The following is a 17,201-nucleotide window of genomic DNA, read 5'->3' as shown; positions in this document are numbered from 1 at the left end:
TCATCCGGTCTTGCCTCTGATTGGCGAATTGGTGCGGACAAGCGCCATCAACATCGGTCCGATGGCAAATTCGCCTCTCTCGGCGCGGCGGGTCAGGTCACGGAGGTAACCACCGGCGGAATTGATGTGCCCTGCCCTTTCAAGCACGCACGCTATGACGGTAGCCGCATTTTCAGGCCCCATGACCTCGCAGGCCTGTTCATAGGCCGAGGGGCTCACTCCGAGCATTGAGCGCACGACGACAGCCGCCGCCATCAGATCGCGCCATGTGCCCACCGAGCCCTGCGGTCCATAGGCGGCGATCTCTGGGCAGGCCTGCAGCACCAGGCCCAGCGGGAAGGATTTGAGCCCGCCGCCGGCAACCGAGGCTGAGTTTGCAGCTGGCATGGGCCTGCCCTTCCCCTCCTGTGTCGCTATTCTGGCCCTCGGCTCGGCCCAACCTTCCGATTGGTCGTCCACCGTTGCGCCCTGCTTCGTTTCGAAGCGTGGTTCAAGTTCAGTAGTGTAGTGTGGGTTTGAATTCTGTATGTGCCGCTCAGAATGTTGGGCATTGCCGCTTTGATTTGGAGCTTTAACCTGCATTTCCAACTGATTGGTGATTTCTTCGCGCAACAGTTCCAGTTCGTCGAGTGCGGCGGCAATCTTCTCGAAGGATGGCGAGCGCGGCAGCCGTTCGACGATGCCTCGAAAATGCAGGTGGACCCCGCTCCAATCACCAGAGGCGCCCTCTTCCACGGCCATCTCGATGAGCTTGGCGATGTCGCGCCTGCAAAGCGTCAGGCGCTCTTTGAGCCGCTGCAGCTGCAATCGTTCGGCTGCCATCTCGGCCGCCAGCCGCTCGATCTCGTCCGCGCGCGCAAGCAGCGGCGCCAGCGAGAAGCCGAATGCCTCACGGATCTCCCCGCCCTGCTCCTTGCGAGCGTAACGCTTGCCGTTCGGGCTGTCCTTGCGGATCAGCAATCCGGCCTCGATCAGCGCCGCCAGGTGGCGACGGATCGTCTGCTCCGCCATTCCATGCGCGCGCAGAGAGAGCTGCGTATTCGAAGGAAATACGACCAAGCCGTTCTCCTCGGAGAGCTCTCCCTTGGGATAAAAGCTCAGCAAGGCGTTCAGGATGGAAAGCGCCCGGTCTGTAATGCCGAGCAGCGGCCTGGCCTCGCACAGGGCGCGATAGAGTTTCCATTTATCAATCGATCGGCCGGGCTCGATTTTTCGGGCAGCGGCCTGACTTGCCAACATGCCAAACGTCATCGGCCGCCGCCCGAAGGGCGTCGTCACACTTCCGCTTTCCATTTTCTTCGCCTTCTTCAAGGCAAAAGATCACGCCTCACCAAATTCGGTGCCAAAGACTCTTGACTATGATTCGCGGAAATGTGATTCTCTGGGTGTCTAGATCAGAGAGGGCTTCCGCGACGGCAACGTTCGGGGGCCTTTTCTTTTGCTTATTGATCTCCGTTCTTCGTCAAATCCTGTGTCTTCTCGAACGCCTCGTAGAGACGATCCAGATTGCTGGCGATGTAGGCGCCAAAGGCAGATGCCTTCTCCGCCTTCAGCGCGATGGTGAACTGTTTTCCATCATCCTTGATCTTCGCTTTGACGGCTCCGTCCCGGCGCTGCCAGGCGTGCGCCACGGGCTGAACTGCGGCGGCGGGCGACGCCTGTTGGTTCCTGCTGATGAAGGCGACAAGCATGTCGAAGCGGGCGTCCGGCTCGGCCGTCTCGAACTCCACCGATCTGGTGAACTCAATCGCCCGGGCTGCGATGTTTTCCGTCTCGAATTTCGCCGAAAGATCATGCCAGCGATCGCGGCCAGTCGTCTTGGCTACGCCGATCGCGGCCAGGACTTCGGCCGGAATCCGCTTCGTGACCGACAGCATCTTGGACACCGTCGTCTTGTCTGCGCTGAGTGCCGACATGATCGTTTCCCGGTCGAAACCCAACGTGTCGAGCTTGTCGGCAAACATCGTCCTCTCGATGAAGGAGAGATCGGCGCGTGCCGAATTCTCCTGGCCCTGCGCAATGACATGGTCGCGGTCGTCGAGTCTCTTGACCACCGCCCGGACAGGTCGGCCGAGCTCCTTTGCCGCCCGCGCACGACGATGACCAAAAGCGATCTGATATCGCCCCTCCCTCTCGGGATGCGGGCGCACAAGGATCGGTGAATCCTGGCCGCGCAGGCGGATCGCCTCGACTAATTCCCGGAACTGTTCGTCAGTATGCGCCAGCCGGTCGGTCACGAAGGAATCTTCGATCAGCGCCGGGTCGAGATCGATCACCGTCTCGCCGCTCGCCAGCTGCTCTTCGATCGCCTTGGCGGCATCGGCCTTGGCGGCCAAGGCATCGATGCTGCGGGTGACCGCACCGAGCGCGCCAATCCCCTTATAGGTGATATGCTGCCTCTCGTCGCGAGGGGCCGGCTCATCCTCATTGTTTACCGCAGTAAACTTCTTGGAATCGTCCATCAGGCCCGACAGAAGATTTTTACGCGCCATCAACCAGCTCCTTGCCCCGGTTTACCGCAGTAAACTTCCCGCTCATTTCCGGCCCCATGCCTTATGGATGAGATCGACGATTTCCGTGTTGACTGACTCCATCGCCTCCATGGCGCGGTCATAGGTCGCGCGGGTAAACTGACTTCGCTCGACTTCGTACAGCGTCTGGTTAGTCATCGCCGCATCGGAGATCGCGACGCTGCGCAGCATCGGGTTGGTGAGCACATGGCTCTTGAACATCGAGCGCATGAAGGCGACCATCTGCGTCTGCGGCCCGTCCTGCGGATCGTAGCGGGTCACGAGGTAACGCAGCCAGTCGAGGTTCATATTGCCGCCGGCTCCCTTCAGCGTGTTCAGCACTTCGCCAAGCATTTGCAGGAACTGGCACATCGACATGACATCGAGCATCTGCGGATGAACGGTGATCAGAACCGCCGTCGCACCGCAAATGGCGCTCATGGTCAAAAAGCCAAGCTGGGGAGGGCAATCGATGATGACGACGTCGTAATCATCCGCGACCGAGGCCAGCGCCTCATCCAGCCGGGCAAAGAAGACGCGCCCATAATCGCTCGCTTTGCCCTGAGCGAGGACCCGCGGCGTATCGTGCTCGAATTCCATCAGTTCGAGATTGCCCGGCACGAGATGAAGGTTCGGGAAGTTGGTCGGCCGGATAATGTCCCGCAGCGGACGCCGCTGATCGTCATAGCGAATGGCGGCGTAGAGTGTCTCGTTTTCGTTGACGTCGAACTCCGGCTGAAAGCCGTGTATGGCAGAAAGAGACGCTTGCGGATCGAGATCGACGGCCAGGACGCGGTGACCGGTCAGGGCGAGATGCTGGGCAAGATGCGCGGCACTCGTCGTCTTGCCGCTGCCCCCCTTGAAGTTGACGACAGCAACGACCTGCAGATGTTCGTGGCCGCGGCGATGACGCACATAATGTGTTCCGGCGCGCGCATTATGCTCGAGAAAGCCACGCATCTCCTCCATCTGCTCCGCCGTATACGATCGGCGGCCAGACGGCGTAACCTGGGGGAGGGCACCCTTGCCCTCGAGCGAAAGATTTCGAAGATAGCCGCTGGTCACGCCGAGAAACCGCGCCACTTCAGCAAGCTGAAATTCCCGCAGACCCTTTAGCGCGCGCGGAGGAAACATTTCGAGGCGATGCTGCTTCAGCTTGTCGGATAGTTCCTGTGCCTGACCGATGATCAGCTGGTCGACATCGGAAATTGCTTTTTCTATTTGCGGTGCCATATTCATGGAAATCTCGAAAATGCGATTTAAAAGCTCTACGCGCTTTGAAACCGCATTTAGCGCCGATTCTGGAGGGGTGGCAAGGCAAATAGGGTTAACAAGATCCTATCAAAAGGTTGTCCAGTCTATTTCAAGCGCTTGCGCCGGCCGGGCGTGCCGCTGGCGGGTCCAGCAATCGCACATTCACAGGCCGAATCGGACGAGACCGGCCGGGAACAGCAGCAGTATAATCCGAATCGCAATGTCGGGCGTGCAAAGCGCCTTGCTGCAAGCCCGCAGATGCAAGGCATCGGTTCGCTGGCGTGGATGGAGCGGGGCGCGGCGGTAAGGTGCCGGGTCTGGTCGATCAGCCGTAACTTGCCAGATCATTCGAGCCTGAGTTCACAGGGGAATTGCCGCCTGGCCAGCTACTCCAGAGGCGGACGGGTGATATTCGCTATCGAAGGCAAAGCCGGACCGCTTTCCGCCTGCGCCATCGCTTTTACCAATGCGATGATCGTTTCACGAATATCGGGATCGGCAATCTTCAGAAAGGCCCGGTTAAGCACCAATCCTTCCTTCGTCCGCAGAAATTCAGCGACGGGGTCGGCACCGTCGGGCAGAGCCAAACCTTGCAGGCTCAATGGCTGCGACTCGTTCTGCTCGAAGAAGAAGCTCGGAGAGGTGTGAAGCACTTCGGCGATTCGCTGCAGACGGCTCGCACCAATGCGGTTGATGCCCTTCTCGTATTTCTGAACCTGCTGAAAAGTCACGCCGATCTGCTCGGCAAGCCGCTCCTGGCTCATTCCAAGCAGCTGCCGGCGTGTTCTGATGCGCGCGCCGACGTAGCTGTCTATGGCATTCGGTGTCTTGACATTCATCGCGTGCTTTCAGCCTCGATCGGATTTCAATCGGCGCAGCTGTAGTCCTCCCGCAAACAGTTTTCCACGGTTGTTTTCATATAGTATAGCATACATGCGATGATCGCGGCTGACTGTGATATGAAAACCCCCATCCGATAGATGGCGACGCAAGAGCCGATCGAGCAATGGGCAAATAAGACAAAAGCCGTACCGATCCAGGCCAAACCGGGCTGGTGATCGTTGCCCGGCCTGCGGTAAATATTCCTCTGCGACCGTCGCTCGATGGTCTTGTCGGCCCCGATCGCCCAAAATCCATCGAAAGCGACGCCGCACTGATCGTGCTTGTTCAGGAGGATATTGATGGCAACCGTTGCCGAGCGTGCACCCCGTTTCGAGAAGACAACGATGTCCATTCTGATGGCCGTCAGTTTCTGCCACATGCTGAACGACATCATGCAGTCGCTGCTCGCCTCGCTCTATCCACTGTTCAAGGCAAACTACGATCTCGATTTTGTCCAGATCGGCCTGCTGACCATGACGTTCCAGGTCACGGCGTCGCTGCTGCAGCCGGCAGTCGGCATCGTCACCGATCGCTGGCCGATGCCCTATTCGCTGCCAGTCGGCATGGCGAGTACCTTTTGCGGTCTCATTCTGCTCGGCAATGCCGGCAGTTTCGCGCTGCTGCTGGTCGCGGCAAGCCTGATCGGCTTCGGCTCGGCGGTCTTCCATCCGGAATCCTCGCGTGTTGCCCGTCTTGCCTCCGGCGGTCGCCACGGTTTCGCGCAGTCCTTTTTCCAGGTCGGCGGCAATGCCGGCCAGGCGATCGGTCCGCTGCTCGCTGCCTTCATCGTGCTTCCGCTCGGGCAACACAGCGTCTCCTGGTTTGCTGCCATCGCCATGATCGGCATGATCGTGCTGAGCTGGGTGGGCAGCTGGTATATGAGCCACAGGCGTCAAAACGCCAGCAAACCGGCCGTCAGCCGGACTCTGCCGCTGCCGCAGAACCGGGTCGTCTGGGCGCTGCTGATCCTCGTGCTGCTGACGGCGACGAAGAATGTCTACATGGCGAGCGTGTCGAGCTACTTCACCTTTTATGTCATCGACAGGTTCGAACTCAGCGTGCAGCAGGCGCAATTGATGCTGTTTCTGTTCCTCGGCTCGGTCGCCGTCGGCACTTTCCTCGGCGGACCGATCGGCGATCGTTTCGGTGCCCGTTTCGTCATCTGGTTTTCGATTCTCGGCGTCATCCCCTTCGCGTTGCTGCTGCCCTATGCCGATCTTTTCTGGACAGGCGTGCTCAGCATCGTCATCGGCCTGGTCTTCGCGTCGGCCTTTTCAGCGATCGTCGTCTTCGCGCAGGAACTGGTGCCCGGCCGCGTCGGGCTGATTGCCGGCGTCTTCTTCGGCTTTGCATTCGGGGCAGGGGGGCTGGGTGCTGCGCTGCTCGGCGATTTTGCCGACACTCACGGCATCGCCTTCGTCTACCGCATCTGCTCCTACCTGCCGCTGCTCGGCCTGCTGACGGTCTTCCTGCCACGCATTCCGAAACAGAAGCCGGCCTGAGCCTATCCGTGATGATTGCGGTGACTTGTCCGATCCGCTTTCGCAACGGTCGGCGAATTCCGTCGGTCTTAAGCCGCCGTCATAGGAAACGGCGGCCGCAGGCGACGTTTCTTTCTAGAGCATGCTCCAAAGCCGCAATTAGTCCATAAATTTCATGGAAATTTATCCTGCCGGCATTGATGGCGGGGCAAGAGTTTTCCCGGCCTTTCCCCTACATCAGACATTCTTGCTTCGCTCGTGATCCAGCCATTTGCCATGATTGGCCTGCTCGGGGCGTGCTGCCTCATCAGTCAGACGGGACATAAAATGACCAAGAACAAAAATCTTCACGGCTTCCACCTTTCGCGCCGCGCGGCTCTTGCGGCCGTCGCTGTTTCCGCGGCTGCACTTTTTACCTTTGCCGCACCGGCACCTTCCTTTGCCGAGGACAAGTCGATCAAGGTCGGCATCATGTCCGGCGAGGATGAGGATGTATGGCGGGTGGTGACCAGCGAGGCGGCCAAGAAGGGCCTCACGATCGAGACCGTCATCTTCAACGATTACACGCAGCCGAACGAGGCGCTGGAGCGCGGCGAAATCGACGCCAATGCCTTCCAGCACCAGCCTTATCTCGACAACCAGGTCCAGCAGCACGGCTATCACATCGTCCCTGTCGGCTACACCGGCGTCTGGCCGATCGGCCTCTACAGCAAGAAGCACAAGGCCGTCGCCGAGATCCCCGAGGGCGCCGTCATCGGCGTGCCGAACGATCCCTCCAACGAAGGTCGGGCGCTGCGGGTTCTCCAGAATGAAGGCCTGATCAAGCTGAAGGACGGCACCGGCATTCTTGCGACCGTTGCCGACGTCAGCGACAATCCGAAGAAGATCGAGATCAAGGAGCTCGATGCCGGCATCGTCGGCCGTTCGATCGACGATCTCGACGCCGGCGTCGTCAACACCGACTGGGCGCTGAAGAGCGGTCTTTCTCCGGCCGAGCGTATTGCCCAGGAGCCGATCGCCGACAACCCGTACCGCAATTTCATCGCCGTCAAGGAAGAGAACAAGGATGCGGACTGGGTCAAGACGCTGGTGTCTTCTTACCAGAACGACACCGTCAAGGCCGAGTTTGACAAGGTATACAAGGGGACGGGTCTCAGCGCCTATTGATCCGAAACTGGGCCGCGGTTAAGGCCTGCCGAAAGGCGGCCCGGGCGTTCCTGCCGGGGCCGCCTTCAGTATTTGCAGGGAAAAGTACATGAACTCTGTTGTTACCAGGGCGGCGATCGAGCCGCGGCCGCAGGCGGCGGCCGAAGAGGTAGTCAGGCTTATCGACGTGAAGCGTCGGTTCGGGGCCACGCCGGCACTTGATGGTATTTCGCTGAACGTGAATAGGGGCGAGATCCTCGGCATCATCGGCCGCAGCGGCGCCGGCAAGTCGACGCTGATCCGCTGCCTGAACGGACTGGAGCGCGCCGACAGCGGCGAGATCCGCATCGAGGGCCGCGATATTACCGGGCTTCAAGAGCAGGAACTGCAGCCGCTGCGCGGCCGCATCGGCATGATCTTTCAGCACTTCAACCTGCTTTCCGCCAAGACGGTCGAGGACAATGTCGCCCTGCCGCTGAAGATCGAGGGTATTGCCAAGGCCGAGCGCCTGCAGCGCGCCCATGAACTGCTCGAGGTCGTCGGTCTCGCCGACAAGGCCCAGGCCTACCCCGCATCACTCTCCGGCGGCCAGAAACAACGCGTCGGCATCGCCCGGGCGCTGGCGGCGCGCCCGGCCTTACTTCTATCAGACGAGGCGACATCGGCCCTCGACCCCGAGACGACACGATCGATCCTGGCGCTGCTCAGGGATATCAACCGTAAGCTCGGGCTGACCATTCTGCTGATCACGCACGAGATGGAAGTGGTGCGCGGCATTGCCGATCGCGTCGCGGTCATCGATGCCGGGCGGATCGTCGAGGAGGGCCAGGTCTGGTCGGTCTTCGCCAATCCGCAGACTGACATCACCAGGAGCTTGCTTGGCGGCATCCGCCCGCAACTTCCAGATCATATACTCAGCCGACTGTCGGCGACGACGGGCAGCGAAGTGATCCTCAGTGTCGATCTTGCCGGACCCGAAGCACAGGGCGCGCTGTTTGCCGAACTCTCGGCGGCGCTGCCGCATTCTTTCCGCCTTGTCCATGGCGGTATCGACCATATCCAGAACCAGCCGGTGGCGCGGTTCTTCATCGCCGTTCCCGCGCACGAGCCCGCGCTCGCCGGAAAGGTCGAACAATTCCTGACGGCCCGGTCCGCCCGGGTGGAGGTGCTTGGTTATGACACCGGTCATGCTTGAACTGCTTCTTCGCTCGCTTTGGGAGACGGTCCTGATGACCGTCGCCTCGGGAGTGATTTCGCTCGTCGCCGGCCTGCCGCTCGGGCTTGCCCTCGTCGTCACGGCGCGCGGGGGCATCGCCGAAAATCTCTGGATCAACCGCACGCTCGGCGCCGTCATCAACGGCTTCCGCTCGGTGCCATTCATCATCCTGCTGGTGGCGCTGATCCCGCTGACGCGGCTGATCGTCGGCACCGCGCTCGGCACCGGGGCGGCCATTGTGCCGCTCGCCATTGCCGCAACACCTTATTATGCGCGTATCGCCGAGGTGTCGTTGCGCGAGGTGGACCGCGGGCTGATCGATGCCGTACGCGCCATGGGCGGCAATCGCTGGACCATCATCCGCGAGGTGCTGGTGCCTGAAGCACTGCCGGGCATCGTCGCCGGCTTCACCGTCACGCTGGTGACGCTGATCGGCGCCTCGGCCATGGCCGGCGCGATCGGCGCCGGCGGCCTCGGCGACCTTGCCATCCGCTATGGCTATCAGCGCTTCGAAACCAATGTCATGATCGCCGTGGTCGCCGTCCTCGTCATCCTCGTCTGCGGCATACAGTGGCTCGGTGACCGACTGGTCGCCAAGCTCGACCACAGATAGGTCGACCGGAAGCGTACGACGGGCGAACGGCAGGCAGCGAATGGGTTGCTGCGTTAATTGTCCTAAGGCCGTATCGCATCAGCCACCTCTGAAGTGATAAGGTGGTGATGAAGCAGCCGGAGGAACGCATGACGAAAAAGACGCTGTCGGATTGGGCGGAGCTTGCGCAGAAGGAACTGCGCGCCTCACCCGAGACACTGACCTGGCAGACGCCGGAAGGGATCGCTGTCAAGCCGCTCTATATCGCCGAGGACCTCGAAGGCGCCGCACATCTCGGCTCGCTGCCCGGTTTCGCACCCTTTACCCGCGGACCGCGCGCGACGATGTATGCCGGCCGGCCATGGACGATTCGCCAATATGCCGGCTTCTCCACAGCAGAGGAATCGAACGCCTTTTATCGTCGCAACCTCGCCGCCGGTCAGAAGGGCCTGTCGGTCGCCTTCGATCTTGCCACCCATCGCGGTTATGACAGCGACCACCCCCGCGTCGAAGGCGATGTCGGCAAGGCGGGCGTCGCGATCGACAGCGTCGAGGACATGAAAATCCTGTTCGATGGCATTCCGCTTGGGGACATGTCGGTTTCAATGACCATGAACGGCGCCGTCATTCCGATCCTCGCCTCCTTCATCGTCGCCGGCGAAGAGCAAGGTGTGCCGAGGGCCGAACTCTCCGGCACCATTCAGAACGACATCCTCAAGGAGTTCATGGTCCGCAACACCTATATCTATCCGCCCGAACCCTCAATGCGGATCGTTGCCGACATCATTGAGTACACGGCAAAGGAGATGCCGAAATTCAACTCGATCTCCATCTCCGGCTATCACATGCAGGAGGCCGGAGCGACACTGGTCCAGGAACTTGCCTTCACACTGGCCGACGGCCGTGAATATGTCAGGGCTGCAATCGCCAAAGGCCTCGATGTCGACGATTTCGCCGGCAGGCTCTCCTTCTTCTTTGCGATCGGCATGAACTTCTTCATGGAGGCCGCAAAGCTGCGCGCCGCCCGGCTGCTCTGGACCCGCATCATGGAAGAGTTCCAGCCGAGGAAGGCATCCTCGCTGATGCTGCGCACCCATTGCCAGACCTCCGGCGTCTCTTTGCAGGAGCAGGATCCCTACAACAACATCATCCGCACCGCCTTTGAGGCGATGTCGGCCGTGCTCGGCGGCACGCAGTCGCTGCACACCAATTCCTTCGACGAAGCGATTGCGCTACCGACGGAATTCTCCGCTCGCATCGCCCGCAATACCCAGCTGATCCTCCAGCATGAAACCGGCGTCACCAAGGTGGTCGATCCGCTGGCCGGCTCCTACTACGTCGAGAGCCTGACGAAGGAACTTGCCGACAAGGCCTGGGCGCTGATCGAGGAGGTGGAAGCACTCGGCGGCATGACAAAGGCTGTCAACGAAGGCTTGCCGAAGCGGCTGATCGAAGAAGCGGCGGCGCGACGCCAGGCCGCCGTCGACAAGGGCGAGGAGGTCATTGTCGGGGTCAATCGCTACAGGCTCGATAACGAACAGCCGATCGACATTTTGGAGATCGACAACAGCGCGGTGCGCACCGCGCAGATCCGCCGCATCGAGGAGACGAAGCGACGCCGCGACGGCAGCGCCGTGCGGGAGACGCTGGCCGCCCTTGCAGAGGTGGCGCGCACCGGGAGCGGCAACCTCTTGAAAGCAGCGATCGAGGCGGCACGGGCGCGCGCCACCGTCGGCGAGATCTCGGATGCCATGCGCGGGGCCTTCGGCGATCATGCCGCCACGCCTGCCGTCATCAAGGGCGTCTATGGGGAGGCCTATGACAACGAGCCGGAACTTGCCGTCCTGAGGCAGCGTATGGCAGAGGTGACGGAAGCGATGGGATACCGGCCGAAAATCATGGTCGCCAAGCTCGGCCAGGACGGGCACGACCGAGGGGCAAAGGTGATCGCCTCGGCCTTCGGCGATATCGGCTTCGACGTGCTCGCCGGTCCGTTGTTTCAGACGCCTGACGAGGCTGTCGAGTTAGCGCTTGATCGAAAGGTCAATGTCGTCGGTGTCTCGTCACTCGCGGCAGGCCACAGGACGCTGCTGCCGCAGTTGGTCGACAGGCTCAGGGAAAAGGGCGGTGACGATATTATCGTCGTCTGCGGCGGCGTTATTCCACGGCAGGACTATGAATTCCTGCATGAACACGGCGTTGCTGCCGTGTTCGGCCCGGGCACGAACGTTCTGGAAGCGGCAAACTCCGTTCTCGACCTGCTAGAGGGCAAACGGCGAAACCAATAGTTCATAAAATCTGCGCCAGCCGGAAGCAAACCGCTGCGCACCTTGCTTAGAGTAACCCTCGCGTCGCAAGGTTGCGCATCAGTGCCGATATGCCGAAAGTCCACGGCGGGCATTCGGTGGAGAGGCGTACGGTATTGACGAGCGCTCCGAGCCCGGCCGACGAAATCTCGACGACGTCGCCGATCTTGTGTGTGAAGCCTTGCTTTGCCGCGTCACGGTCCTGCGTCGGCGCAAACAGCGTACCGAGAAAGAGCATGAAACCATCGGGGTATTGATGATGAGGGCCAAGCGTCTGTTTCACGAGATCGGTCGGGTCGCGGCTGATCTGCGACATCGAGCTCTTGCCATGCAGCACGAAGCCGTCCTGACCGGTTACCTTTAGAGCGAGTTCGGCCCTGCGCACCTCATCCAGCCCATAACCGGCATCGAACAATCGGACGAACGGACCGATCGAGCAGGAGGCATTGTTGTCCTTTGCCTTGCCGAGCAGGAGTGCCGAGCGGCCTTCGACATCGCGGAGGTTGACGTCATTGCCGAGCGTCGCGCCCTTGATCTCGCCGCGGCTGTTGACCGCGAGCACGATTTCCGGCTCCGGATTGTTCCAGGTCGAGATCGGATGCAGGCCGACGTCGGCACCCCAGCCGACGGAAGAGAGCACCGGCGCCTTGGTGAACACCTCGGCATCGGGGCCGATGCCGACTTCAAGATATTGCGACCACATGCCCTCGTCGATCAGCGCCTGCTTGACCTTGGCAGCCTCGGGCGAACCGGCTTTGAGATTGGTGAGACTGCCGCCGATCAACCCGCTGACGCGCTCGCGGATCGAGGCGGCACGATCGGGACTGCCGGCCGCCTTCTCCTCGATGACGCGCTCGATCATCGATTGGGCGAAGGTGACGCCGCAGGCCTTGACCGCCTGGAGGTCGGCCGGCGCAAGCAGATAGGGGCGTGCCGTATCCGGGGTTCCGGTGCTGTTGGCAGCGATTTCCTCAAGCGAGCCGATCGCCTTGCCGGTTGCGGCACGGACGAAGCCGGCCGCATCCTCGTTTTCGAGCAAGGCGCTCAGCGTCGGCGCCTCGCGCGAGGTAATGTCGATCAGCATTCCCTCGCGAAGCGTCACGATGCTTGGGCCGGCGGCCTCAGGGTTCCAGACGCGGCCGACAAAAAGACCACCCGAAGCGGCGGCATCGAGAAGGGGATGAGACATGGTGATCCTCCGTCACAGGCAAGCGGCGAGCGCTCTTTGAAATTTTTCGAAGTCGTTGCCGCCCTCCAGCCAGGCGGCGGCCGAAATCGATCACATTCATGGAGACGGGGCAAGATATTCGTGGGAAAAAGACTTTCGCCCGATTGGATCGAAAGGCTGATCTCCAACCCTAAACATGCGGCAAAATAACTATTTAGATACAAAATAATCATTATTTTTCATGTATTTAATCTGAAGTCAGGGCGATTTCACCGCTCTTCTCGCCTTGACAGGAGTGAGCTTTCGTTATCTGTTTTGGCCGACATTGAGGATGCCGGCATCAGTCGGCCGCACGAAAATCCCGGGAGGATATTGCAGCGATGTTGAGATTTGCCGTCGTCGGAATCGACCATGGGCATACGTTCGATCACGTAAAGGGACTGCTCGCCGCAGGCGGCGAGTTCGTCGGCTATTGCCCGCAGACCTCCGTGCCGGCGTTGCGGGAAGCCCTTGAGAAGACCTATCCCGATGCGCCGCAGATCGACCGGGAGAAACTGTTCGACGATCCCTCGATCGATGTCCTCTGCATTTCCGCCATTCCCCGCGACCGAGCGGGGCTCGCCATCCGCGCGATGAAAGCGGGCAAGGACGTGATGACCGACAAGCCGGGTGTGACGACCTTCGCGCAGCTCGAAGAGGTCAAGCGCACCGTTGCCGAAACCGGCAAGATCTTCTCCATCTGCTTTTCCGAGCGCCATTGCGTGCGCTCCGCCGTCAAGGCCGGCAAGCTGGTAAAGGAAGGCGCGATCGGCAAGGTCATCCAAACGCTCGGCGTCGGTCCGCACCGGCTGCAGCTGCCGACCCGGCCCGATTGGTTCTTCGATCCCGAAGCCTTCGGCGGCATCATCGTCGATATTGCCTCCCATCAGGTCGATCAGTTCCTGTTCTATACCGGCTCGACCGCAGGCGAAGTCATCGCCAGTTCGATCGGCAACTTCGGCATGCCCGAAAAGCCGGCCTTTCAGGATTTCGGCGAAGTGCTGCTGCGCTCCGACAGGGCAGCAGGCTACGTCCGCGTCGACTGGTTCACGCCGGAAGCGCTGCCAACCTGGGGTGACGGACGCCTGACCATCCTCGGCACCGAGGGTTATATAGAGCTGCGCAAATATATCGATATCGCCGGCCGGCCGGGCAAGGATCACCTCTTCCTCGTCAACGGCAAGGAGATGACCCACATCGATTGCAGCGGGGAAAAGCTCGATTATTTCGATGCTTTCACCGCCGATGTCGGCAATCGCACGCAGACGGCGATGACCCAGGATCACGTGTTCGAAGTCTGCCGCCTTTCGCTCGAAGCCCAGACGAAAGCCGCGCGCATCGGCGCTCGTTGAGGAGGATAGCATGACCAGGAAATTGCGCGTCGGCGTCATCGGCGCAGGCATTGCTGCGCGGCATCTGACCGGCTTCGGCTGGAACAAGGATCTCTTTGAGGTTCCCGTACTCTGCTCGCTTGATGAGGATCGTGGCAAGGCGCTGTGCGAGGAATTCGGCATCGGCGAATATACGCAGGATGCGGATTCGCTGTTTGCCCGCGACGATCTCGACATTATCGATATTTCCACGCCGCCGAGCTCACATTTCGAGCTGTGCCGCAAGGGCATCGAATCCGGCAAGCACGTGATCTGCGAGAAGCCACTCTTCGGCTCGATCGCCGAGGTCGACGAGATGGGTCGCATCCTCGCTCGTTTCCCCGGCAGAAAGCTGATGCCGATCTTCCAGTATCGCTACGGCTCCGGCCTGCAGAAACTGAAGCTGCTGATCGAAAGCGGCCTGGCCGGCAAACCGTTCCTGACGACGATCGAGACTCATTGGTGGCGCGGGCCGGATTATTACGCCGTGCCGTGGCGCGGCAAATGGGCGAGCGAGCTCGGCGGCGGTCTTCTCGGCCATGCGATCCACGCCCACGACATGTTGAACTACGTGCACGGCCCCTGCGCGGAAGTGTTTTCCTATGGCGCGACGCTGGTCAACCCGATCGAGGTCGAGGATACGGCGGCGCTTTCGGTGAAGATGCAGAACGGCTCGCTGGCGACGCTGTCGATGACGCTCGGCTCACGCAAGGAGATCTCGCGGCTGCGCTTCTGCTTCAGCGATCTCGTTGCTGAAAGCATACTCGAACCCTACACGATGGGCCGCGATCCCTGGGTCTTCACGGCAGGAACAGAGGAACACCAGGCGCGGATCGACGAGGCGCTGGCCGCCTATGTGCCGGGCGAGGACGGCTATACCCGCCAGTTCGAGCTCTTCCACAAGGCGATCATCGAGGGCAAGGACCCGCCAGTGACGCTGCAGGATGCTCGCAACTCACTGGAGCTGGTGACAGCCGCCTATTTCTCGCAGCGCACCGGCAAGCCGACGCGGATGCCGATTGCCGCCGATCACCCGCTCTACCGCTCCTGGCTTCCGTAGGAATAGCGCGCGGCTGCCGGCTCCGCGAGAAGACGCGTTCTGATCAGGCGAGGCCTCGATCGCATCATTCCGACGAGGTCGTCGCCATAGTCAAAGAGAAGATGTCGGGCGACGCCCGGCATCTACCTTGAACCGTTTCTTGATCCGATCGACGGGCGTTCCATTCAGAAGCGGAACCTGGAAAAGCCTGTCATAGAGCTGGAAACCCATCTTTGCGTAATAGGCAAGTCCGCCGACATTGTCGGCACGAATGGTCGCATTGATGAATTCGAGCCCGAGTTCATCGGCTGCTGCCCGCGTCGCTGGAAAAAGGGCGCTGCCGACGCCGGAAATCTTCGGACTCGTGCGGGCGAATGTTGCGATATCGGCATAACCTTTCGGCGGATCGCCATACAAGCTCAGCGACTGAAAACCGGCAAGCGTCCGGTCATGCTCCGCCACATGGCAGACAAGGGGAAACTCGCCGTCGATGAACCAATCTGCGAATTCCGCAGCCGTCAGCGGCGTCTCGAGCGCGGTTGTTCCGCCGGCCAGGATAATTTCGTTCAGCAGACTGCACAGCTCCTCCGCATCGGCGGATACCGCTCTTCGAATATGCATCACAATAGTGGCTCCATCTTTCGACTACAACCTAGCGGCGACGTTGCGAGAGAGCAAGCAACTACCCGTCTGCGGCCTCCAGCCCACCCGCTCAACCCTAAAATTCCAAGGCGCCGCCGAGATCCGTTCTCACCCAGAAACGAAAGAAGCAAATATGCTGAAATCCTTTGAACATATCGGAATGACGGTCAGCGACATGGATCGTGCCATAGATTTTTACTGCGGCCTGCTCGGCCTGCGCCTGCACCTGCGCAAGACGATGGCCGACGGCTCTGGAATCGCCTTTCTCGATGCCGGTGGCGGCATGCTCGAAATCGTCGCGCCGGCCGGCGGGGCGGCGAGGGCGGTCGACCTTCCCGAGGGCACGGCGGGCCTACGCCATCTGACCTTCCTGTTCGAAAGTGTCGATGAGACATTCGCCCGGCTGGAACAGGCCGGCGTCGAGATCAAGGAGCGGCCGCGCCTGGCTGTCAATGCCGAAGTTCTGCACAAGGTCGCCTTTCTGCGCGATCCCGATGGCATTCAGATCGAACTTGCCGAGAAACGGTCGTCTGGCGTCGACCCGTTGCGATCGGCCGGAACCGATCGCAGCTAGTTCTGAAAGGCGCCGGCGGGCACCGTCGTCACCAGCCGGATATCCCGGCGGAAGTCCGATGGCGACATGCCGGCGATGTGGCGGAAGGATTTGTTGAAGGCGCTGATCGAGCCGAAGCCGCTGTCCATCGCCACCTGCAGCACATTGGCGCCCTCGCTCATCAGCATCGCCTGGGCGCGCGATAGCCTGAGCAGCGTCACATATTTGCTGATCGTCATGCCGGTCGATCGCTTGAACAGGTTCATCGCATATTTCGGGTGCAGATCGGCGGCGCGGGCGATGTCGACCGAATCGATGTCCTGCAGGAAATTGGCGGCGATGAAATCGCACATGCGCGCGACGCTGCGCGAGGAATTCGGATGCGGCTGATCGCCTTCCAGGCTGACCGTCGTCTTCGATGTCGTCATCGAATAGGGTTCGAGCGCAATGCGCTCGATGCGCAGCAGCAATTCATCAACGGCGTGCTGGGCCTTGGCGGAATCGCCGGACTTGGAATAGCGAAACCAGCGCGCGAAATTTTCGTTGTCGGCAGCATCGGTTGCCGAGGTCAGCAGCGTCTCGCCCTTCATCAGCCGGCTGGAAATGCTGATCGGCAGACGCAGTCGGAAGAAATAGATGAGGGGCAAATGGGCGCCGGCATAAAGCGAATCATCCGAGGATTCGTCCATCTGATGCGGCTGCCCACCCCAGAATAGGCACATTTCGCCGGCGTTCAGCCGGAATTCGTGGTCGCTCATCCGGTAATGAACAGTGCCGCGCATCACGTAATTGACCTCGACCTGCGCATGCCAGTGCGGCATGGCCATGACGAGCGGATGGGCATGAAACATCTGCAGCGTCGTCGGCGAACCCTCAATGCTGCTGGCGCCGGGCCGGTAGATTGCGCGCGTGCCGATCTTACTTTCCGCCAAATCTATGTTCCCTTTTTAGGAGACAGGCGCTCCTTTGCGGATAGTCTAACCGCGTTCGTGAAAGATCGGCA

General features: G+C 60.8%; 16 protein-coding genes. 8 read left to right on the top strand and 8 right to left on the bottom strand.

Going from position 1 to position 17,201, the window contains the following annotated elements; all coding sequences use genetic code 11:
• From repC to RHE_RS22825, 5 genes are all read right to left on the bottom strand, one after another.
• Positions 1-1,293 (bottom strand): plasmid replication protein RepC, encoded by a 1,293-nt coding sequence (gene repC, locus RHE_RS22845; protein WP_011427627.1) that lies wholly within the window; start codon positions 1,291-1,293, stop codon positions 1-3.
• Between the two features lie 149 nt (positions 1,294-1,442).
• Positions 1,443-2,492: a plasmid partitioning protein RepB gene (repB, locus tag RHE_RS22840; protein WP_011427626.1), complete on the bottom strand. Its 1,050-nt coding sequence runs from the start codon at positions 2,490-2,492 to the stop codon at positions 1,443-1,445.
• A 42-nt stretch (positions 2,493-2,534) separates the two neighbouring features.
• On the bottom strand, positions 2,535-3,749 hold the full coding sequence (gene repA / locus RHE_RS22835) for a plasmid partitioning protein RepA (RefSeq protein ID WP_011427625.1): 1,215 nt from the start codon (positions 3,747-3,749) through the stop codon (positions 2,535-2,537).
• Between the two features lie 401 nt (positions 3,750-4,150).
• A complete protein-coding gene (locus RHE_RS22830; protein WP_042119690.1) occupies positions 4,151-4,603 on the bottom strand; it encodes a helix-turn-helix domain-containing protein in 453 nt (150 codons plus the stop codon).
• Between the two features lie 26 nt (positions 4,604-4,629).
• Positions 4,630-4,998 carry a hypothetical protein gene (locus RHE_RS22825; RefSeq protein ID WP_041678942.1) on the bottom strand — a complete coding sequence of 123 codons (369 nt, stop codon included), beginning with the start codon at positions 4,996-4,998 and terminating at the stop codon, positions 4,630-4,632.
• Between RHE_RS22825 and RHE_RS22820 the strand changes: the two genes are divergently transcribed.
• From RHE_RS22820 to scpA, 5 genes are all read left to right on the top strand, one after another.
• The gene (locus RHE_RS22820; protein WP_011427623.1) at positions 4,946-6,148 is read left to right on the top strand and encodes an MFS transporter; all 1,203 of its coding nucleotides are present in this window, start codon (positions 4,946-4,948) and stop codon (positions 6,146-6,148) included. The two genes, RHE_RS22825 and RHE_RS22820, sit on opposite strands and share 53 nt — an antisense overlap.
• 306 nt (positions 6,149-6,454) lie before the next feature.
• Positions 6,455-7,294, top strand: coding sequence for a MetQ/NlpA family lipoprotein (locus RHE_RS22815; RefSeq protein ID WP_011427622.1), 840 nt, complete (start codon positions 6,455-6,457; stop codon positions 7,292-7,294).
• An 88-nt stretch (positions 7,295-7,382) separates the two neighbouring features.
• Positions 7,383-8,468, top strand: coding sequence for a methionine ABC transporter ATP-binding protein (locus tag RHE_RS22810; protein WP_011427621.1), 1,086 nt, complete (start codon positions 7,383-7,385; stop codon positions 8,466-8,468).
• On the top strand, positions 8,449-9,102 hold the full coding sequence (locus RHE_RS22805) for a methionine ABC transporter permease (protein WP_042119688.1): 654 nt from the start codon (positions 8,449-8,451) through the stop codon (positions 9,100-9,102). The genes RHE_RS22810 and RHE_RS22805 overlap by 20 nt, the downstream gene beginning before the upstream one ends.
• A 128-nt stretch (positions 9,103-9,230) precedes the next feature.
• Positions 9,231-11,369 carry a methylmalonyl-CoA mutase gene (scpA, locus tag RHE_RS22800; RefSeq protein WP_011427619.1) on the top strand — a complete coding sequence of 713 codons (2,139 nt, stop codon included), beginning with the start codon at positions 9,231-9,233 and terminating at the stop codon, positions 11,367-11,369.
• A gap of 46 nt (positions 11,370-11,415) precedes the next feature.
• Here scpA and RHE_RS22795 read toward each other — a convergent pair whose 3' ends face one another.
• A complete protein-coding gene (locus RHE_RS22795; RefSeq protein WP_011427618.1) occupies positions 11,416-12,576 on the bottom strand; it encodes a fumarylacetoacetate hydrolase family protein in 1,161 nt (386 codons plus the stop codon).
• Positions 12,577-12,935: 359 nt separating this feature from the next.
• Between RHE_RS22795 and RHE_RS22790 the strand changes: the two genes are divergently transcribed.
• Both RHE_RS22790 and RHE_RS22785 read left to right on the top strand, forming a co-directional pair.
• Positions 12,936-13,946, top strand: coding sequence for a Gfo/Idh/MocA family protein (locus tag RHE_RS22790; RefSeq protein ID WP_011427617.1), 1,011 nt, complete (start codon positions 12,936-12,938; stop codon positions 13,944-13,946).
• Positions 13,947-13,956: 10 nt separating this feature from the next.
• The gene (locus RHE_RS22785; protein WP_011427616.1) at positions 13,957-15,024 is read left to right on the top strand and encodes a Gfo/Idh/MocA family protein; all 1,068 of its coding nucleotides are present in this window, start codon (positions 13,957-13,959) and stop codon (positions 15,022-15,024) included.
• Positions 15,025-15,114: 90 nt separating this feature from the next.
• On the opposite strand, the gene RHE_RS22780 is transcribed toward RHE_RS22785, so the two are convergent.
• On the bottom strand, positions 15,115-15,624 hold the full coding sequence (locus RHE_RS22780) for a GNAT family N-acetyltransferase (RefSeq protein WP_011427615.1): 510 nt from the start codon (positions 15,622-15,624) through the stop codon (positions 15,115-15,117).
• A 154-nt stretch (positions 15,625-15,778) separates the two neighbouring features.
• Here RHE_RS22780 and RHE_RS22775 point away from each other — a divergent pair, with 154 nt between their 5' ends.
• On the top strand, positions 15,779-16,219 hold the full coding sequence (locus RHE_RS22775; RefSeq protein WP_042119686.1) for a VOC family protein: 441 nt from the start codon (positions 15,779-15,781) through the stop codon (positions 16,217-16,219).
• Here RHE_RS22775 and RHE_RS22770 read toward each other — a convergent pair.
• Positions 16,216-17,136 (bottom strand): helix-turn-helix domain-containing protein, encoded by a 921-nt coding sequence (locus tag RHE_RS22770; protein ID WP_041678940.1) that lies wholly within the window; start codon positions 17,134-17,136, stop codon positions 16,216-16,218. The genes RHE_RS22775 and RHE_RS22770 overlap by 4 nt on opposite strands.
• Positions 17,137-17,201 lie beyond the last annotated feature (65 nt).

This window comes from Rhizobium etli CFN 42 (assembly GCF_000092045.1).
Taxonomy (GTDB): domain Bacteria; phylum Pseudomonadota; class Alphaproteobacteria; order Rhizobiales; family Rhizobiaceae; genus Rhizobium; species Rhizobium etli.
This window is presented reverse-complemented; position numbering and strand designations above follow the sequence as displayed.

Bases quoted from the DNA above. Each gene is read 5' to 3' on its own strand.
- RHE_RS22830 (WP_042119690.1), bottom strand. From the start codon at position 4,603: ATGAATGTCAAGACACCGAATGCCATAGACAGCTACGTCGGCGCGCGC.
- RHE_RS22795 (WP_011427618.1), bottom strand. From the start codon at position 12,576: ATGTCTCATCCCCTTCTCGATGCCGCCGCTTCGGGTGGTCTTTTTGTC.
- repB (WP_011427626.1), bottom strand. From the start codon at position 2,492: ATGGCGCGTAAAAATCTTCTGTCGGGCCTGATGGACGATTCCAAGAAG.
- RHE_RS22780 (WP_011427615.1), bottom strand. From the start codon at position 15,624: ATGCATATTCGAAGAGCGGTATCCGCCGATGCGGAGGAGCTGTGCAGT.
- RHE_RS22810 (WP_011427621.1), top strand. From the start codon at position 7,383: ATGAACTCTGTTGTTACCAGGGCGGCGATCGAGCCGCGGCCGCAGGCG.
- RHE_RS22815 (WP_011427622.1), top strand. From the start codon at position 6,455: ATGACCAAGAACAAAAATCTTCACGGCTTCCACCTTTCGCGCCGCGCG.
- scpA (WP_011427619.1), top strand. From the start codon at position 9,231: ATGACGAAAAAGACGCTGTCGGATTGGGCGGAGCTTGCGCAGAAGGAA.
- RHE_RS22785 (WP_011427616.1), top strand. From the start codon at position 13,957: ATGACCAGGAAATTGCGCGTCGGCGTCATCGGCGCAGGCATTGCTGCG.
- RHE_RS22805 (WP_042119688.1), top strand. From the start codon at position 8,449: ATGACACCGGTCATGCTTGAACTGCTTCTTCGCTCGCTTTGGGAGACG.
- repC (WP_011427627.1), bottom strand. From the start codon at position 1,293: ATGGAAAGCGGAAGTGTGACGACGCCCTTCGGGCGGCGGCCGATGACG.
- RHE_RS22775 (WP_042119686.1), top strand. From the start codon at position 15,779: ATGCTGAAATCCTTTGAACATATCGGAATGACGGTCAGCGACATGGAT.
- RHE_RS22790 (WP_011427617.1), top strand. From the start codon at position 12,936: ATGTTGAGATTTGCCGTCGTCGGAATCGACCATGGGCATACGTTCGAT.
- repA (WP_011427625.1), bottom strand. From the start codon at position 3,749: ATGAATATGGCACCGCAAATAGAAAAAGCAATTTCCGATGTCGACCAG.
- RHE_RS22825 (WP_041678942.1), bottom strand. From the start codon at position 4,998: ATGGACATCGTTGTCTTCTCGAAACGGGGTGCACGCTCGGCAACGGTT.
- RHE_RS22820 (WP_011427623.1), top strand. From the start codon at position 4,946: ATGGCAACCGTTGCCGAGCGTGCACCCCGTTTCGAGAAGACAACGATG.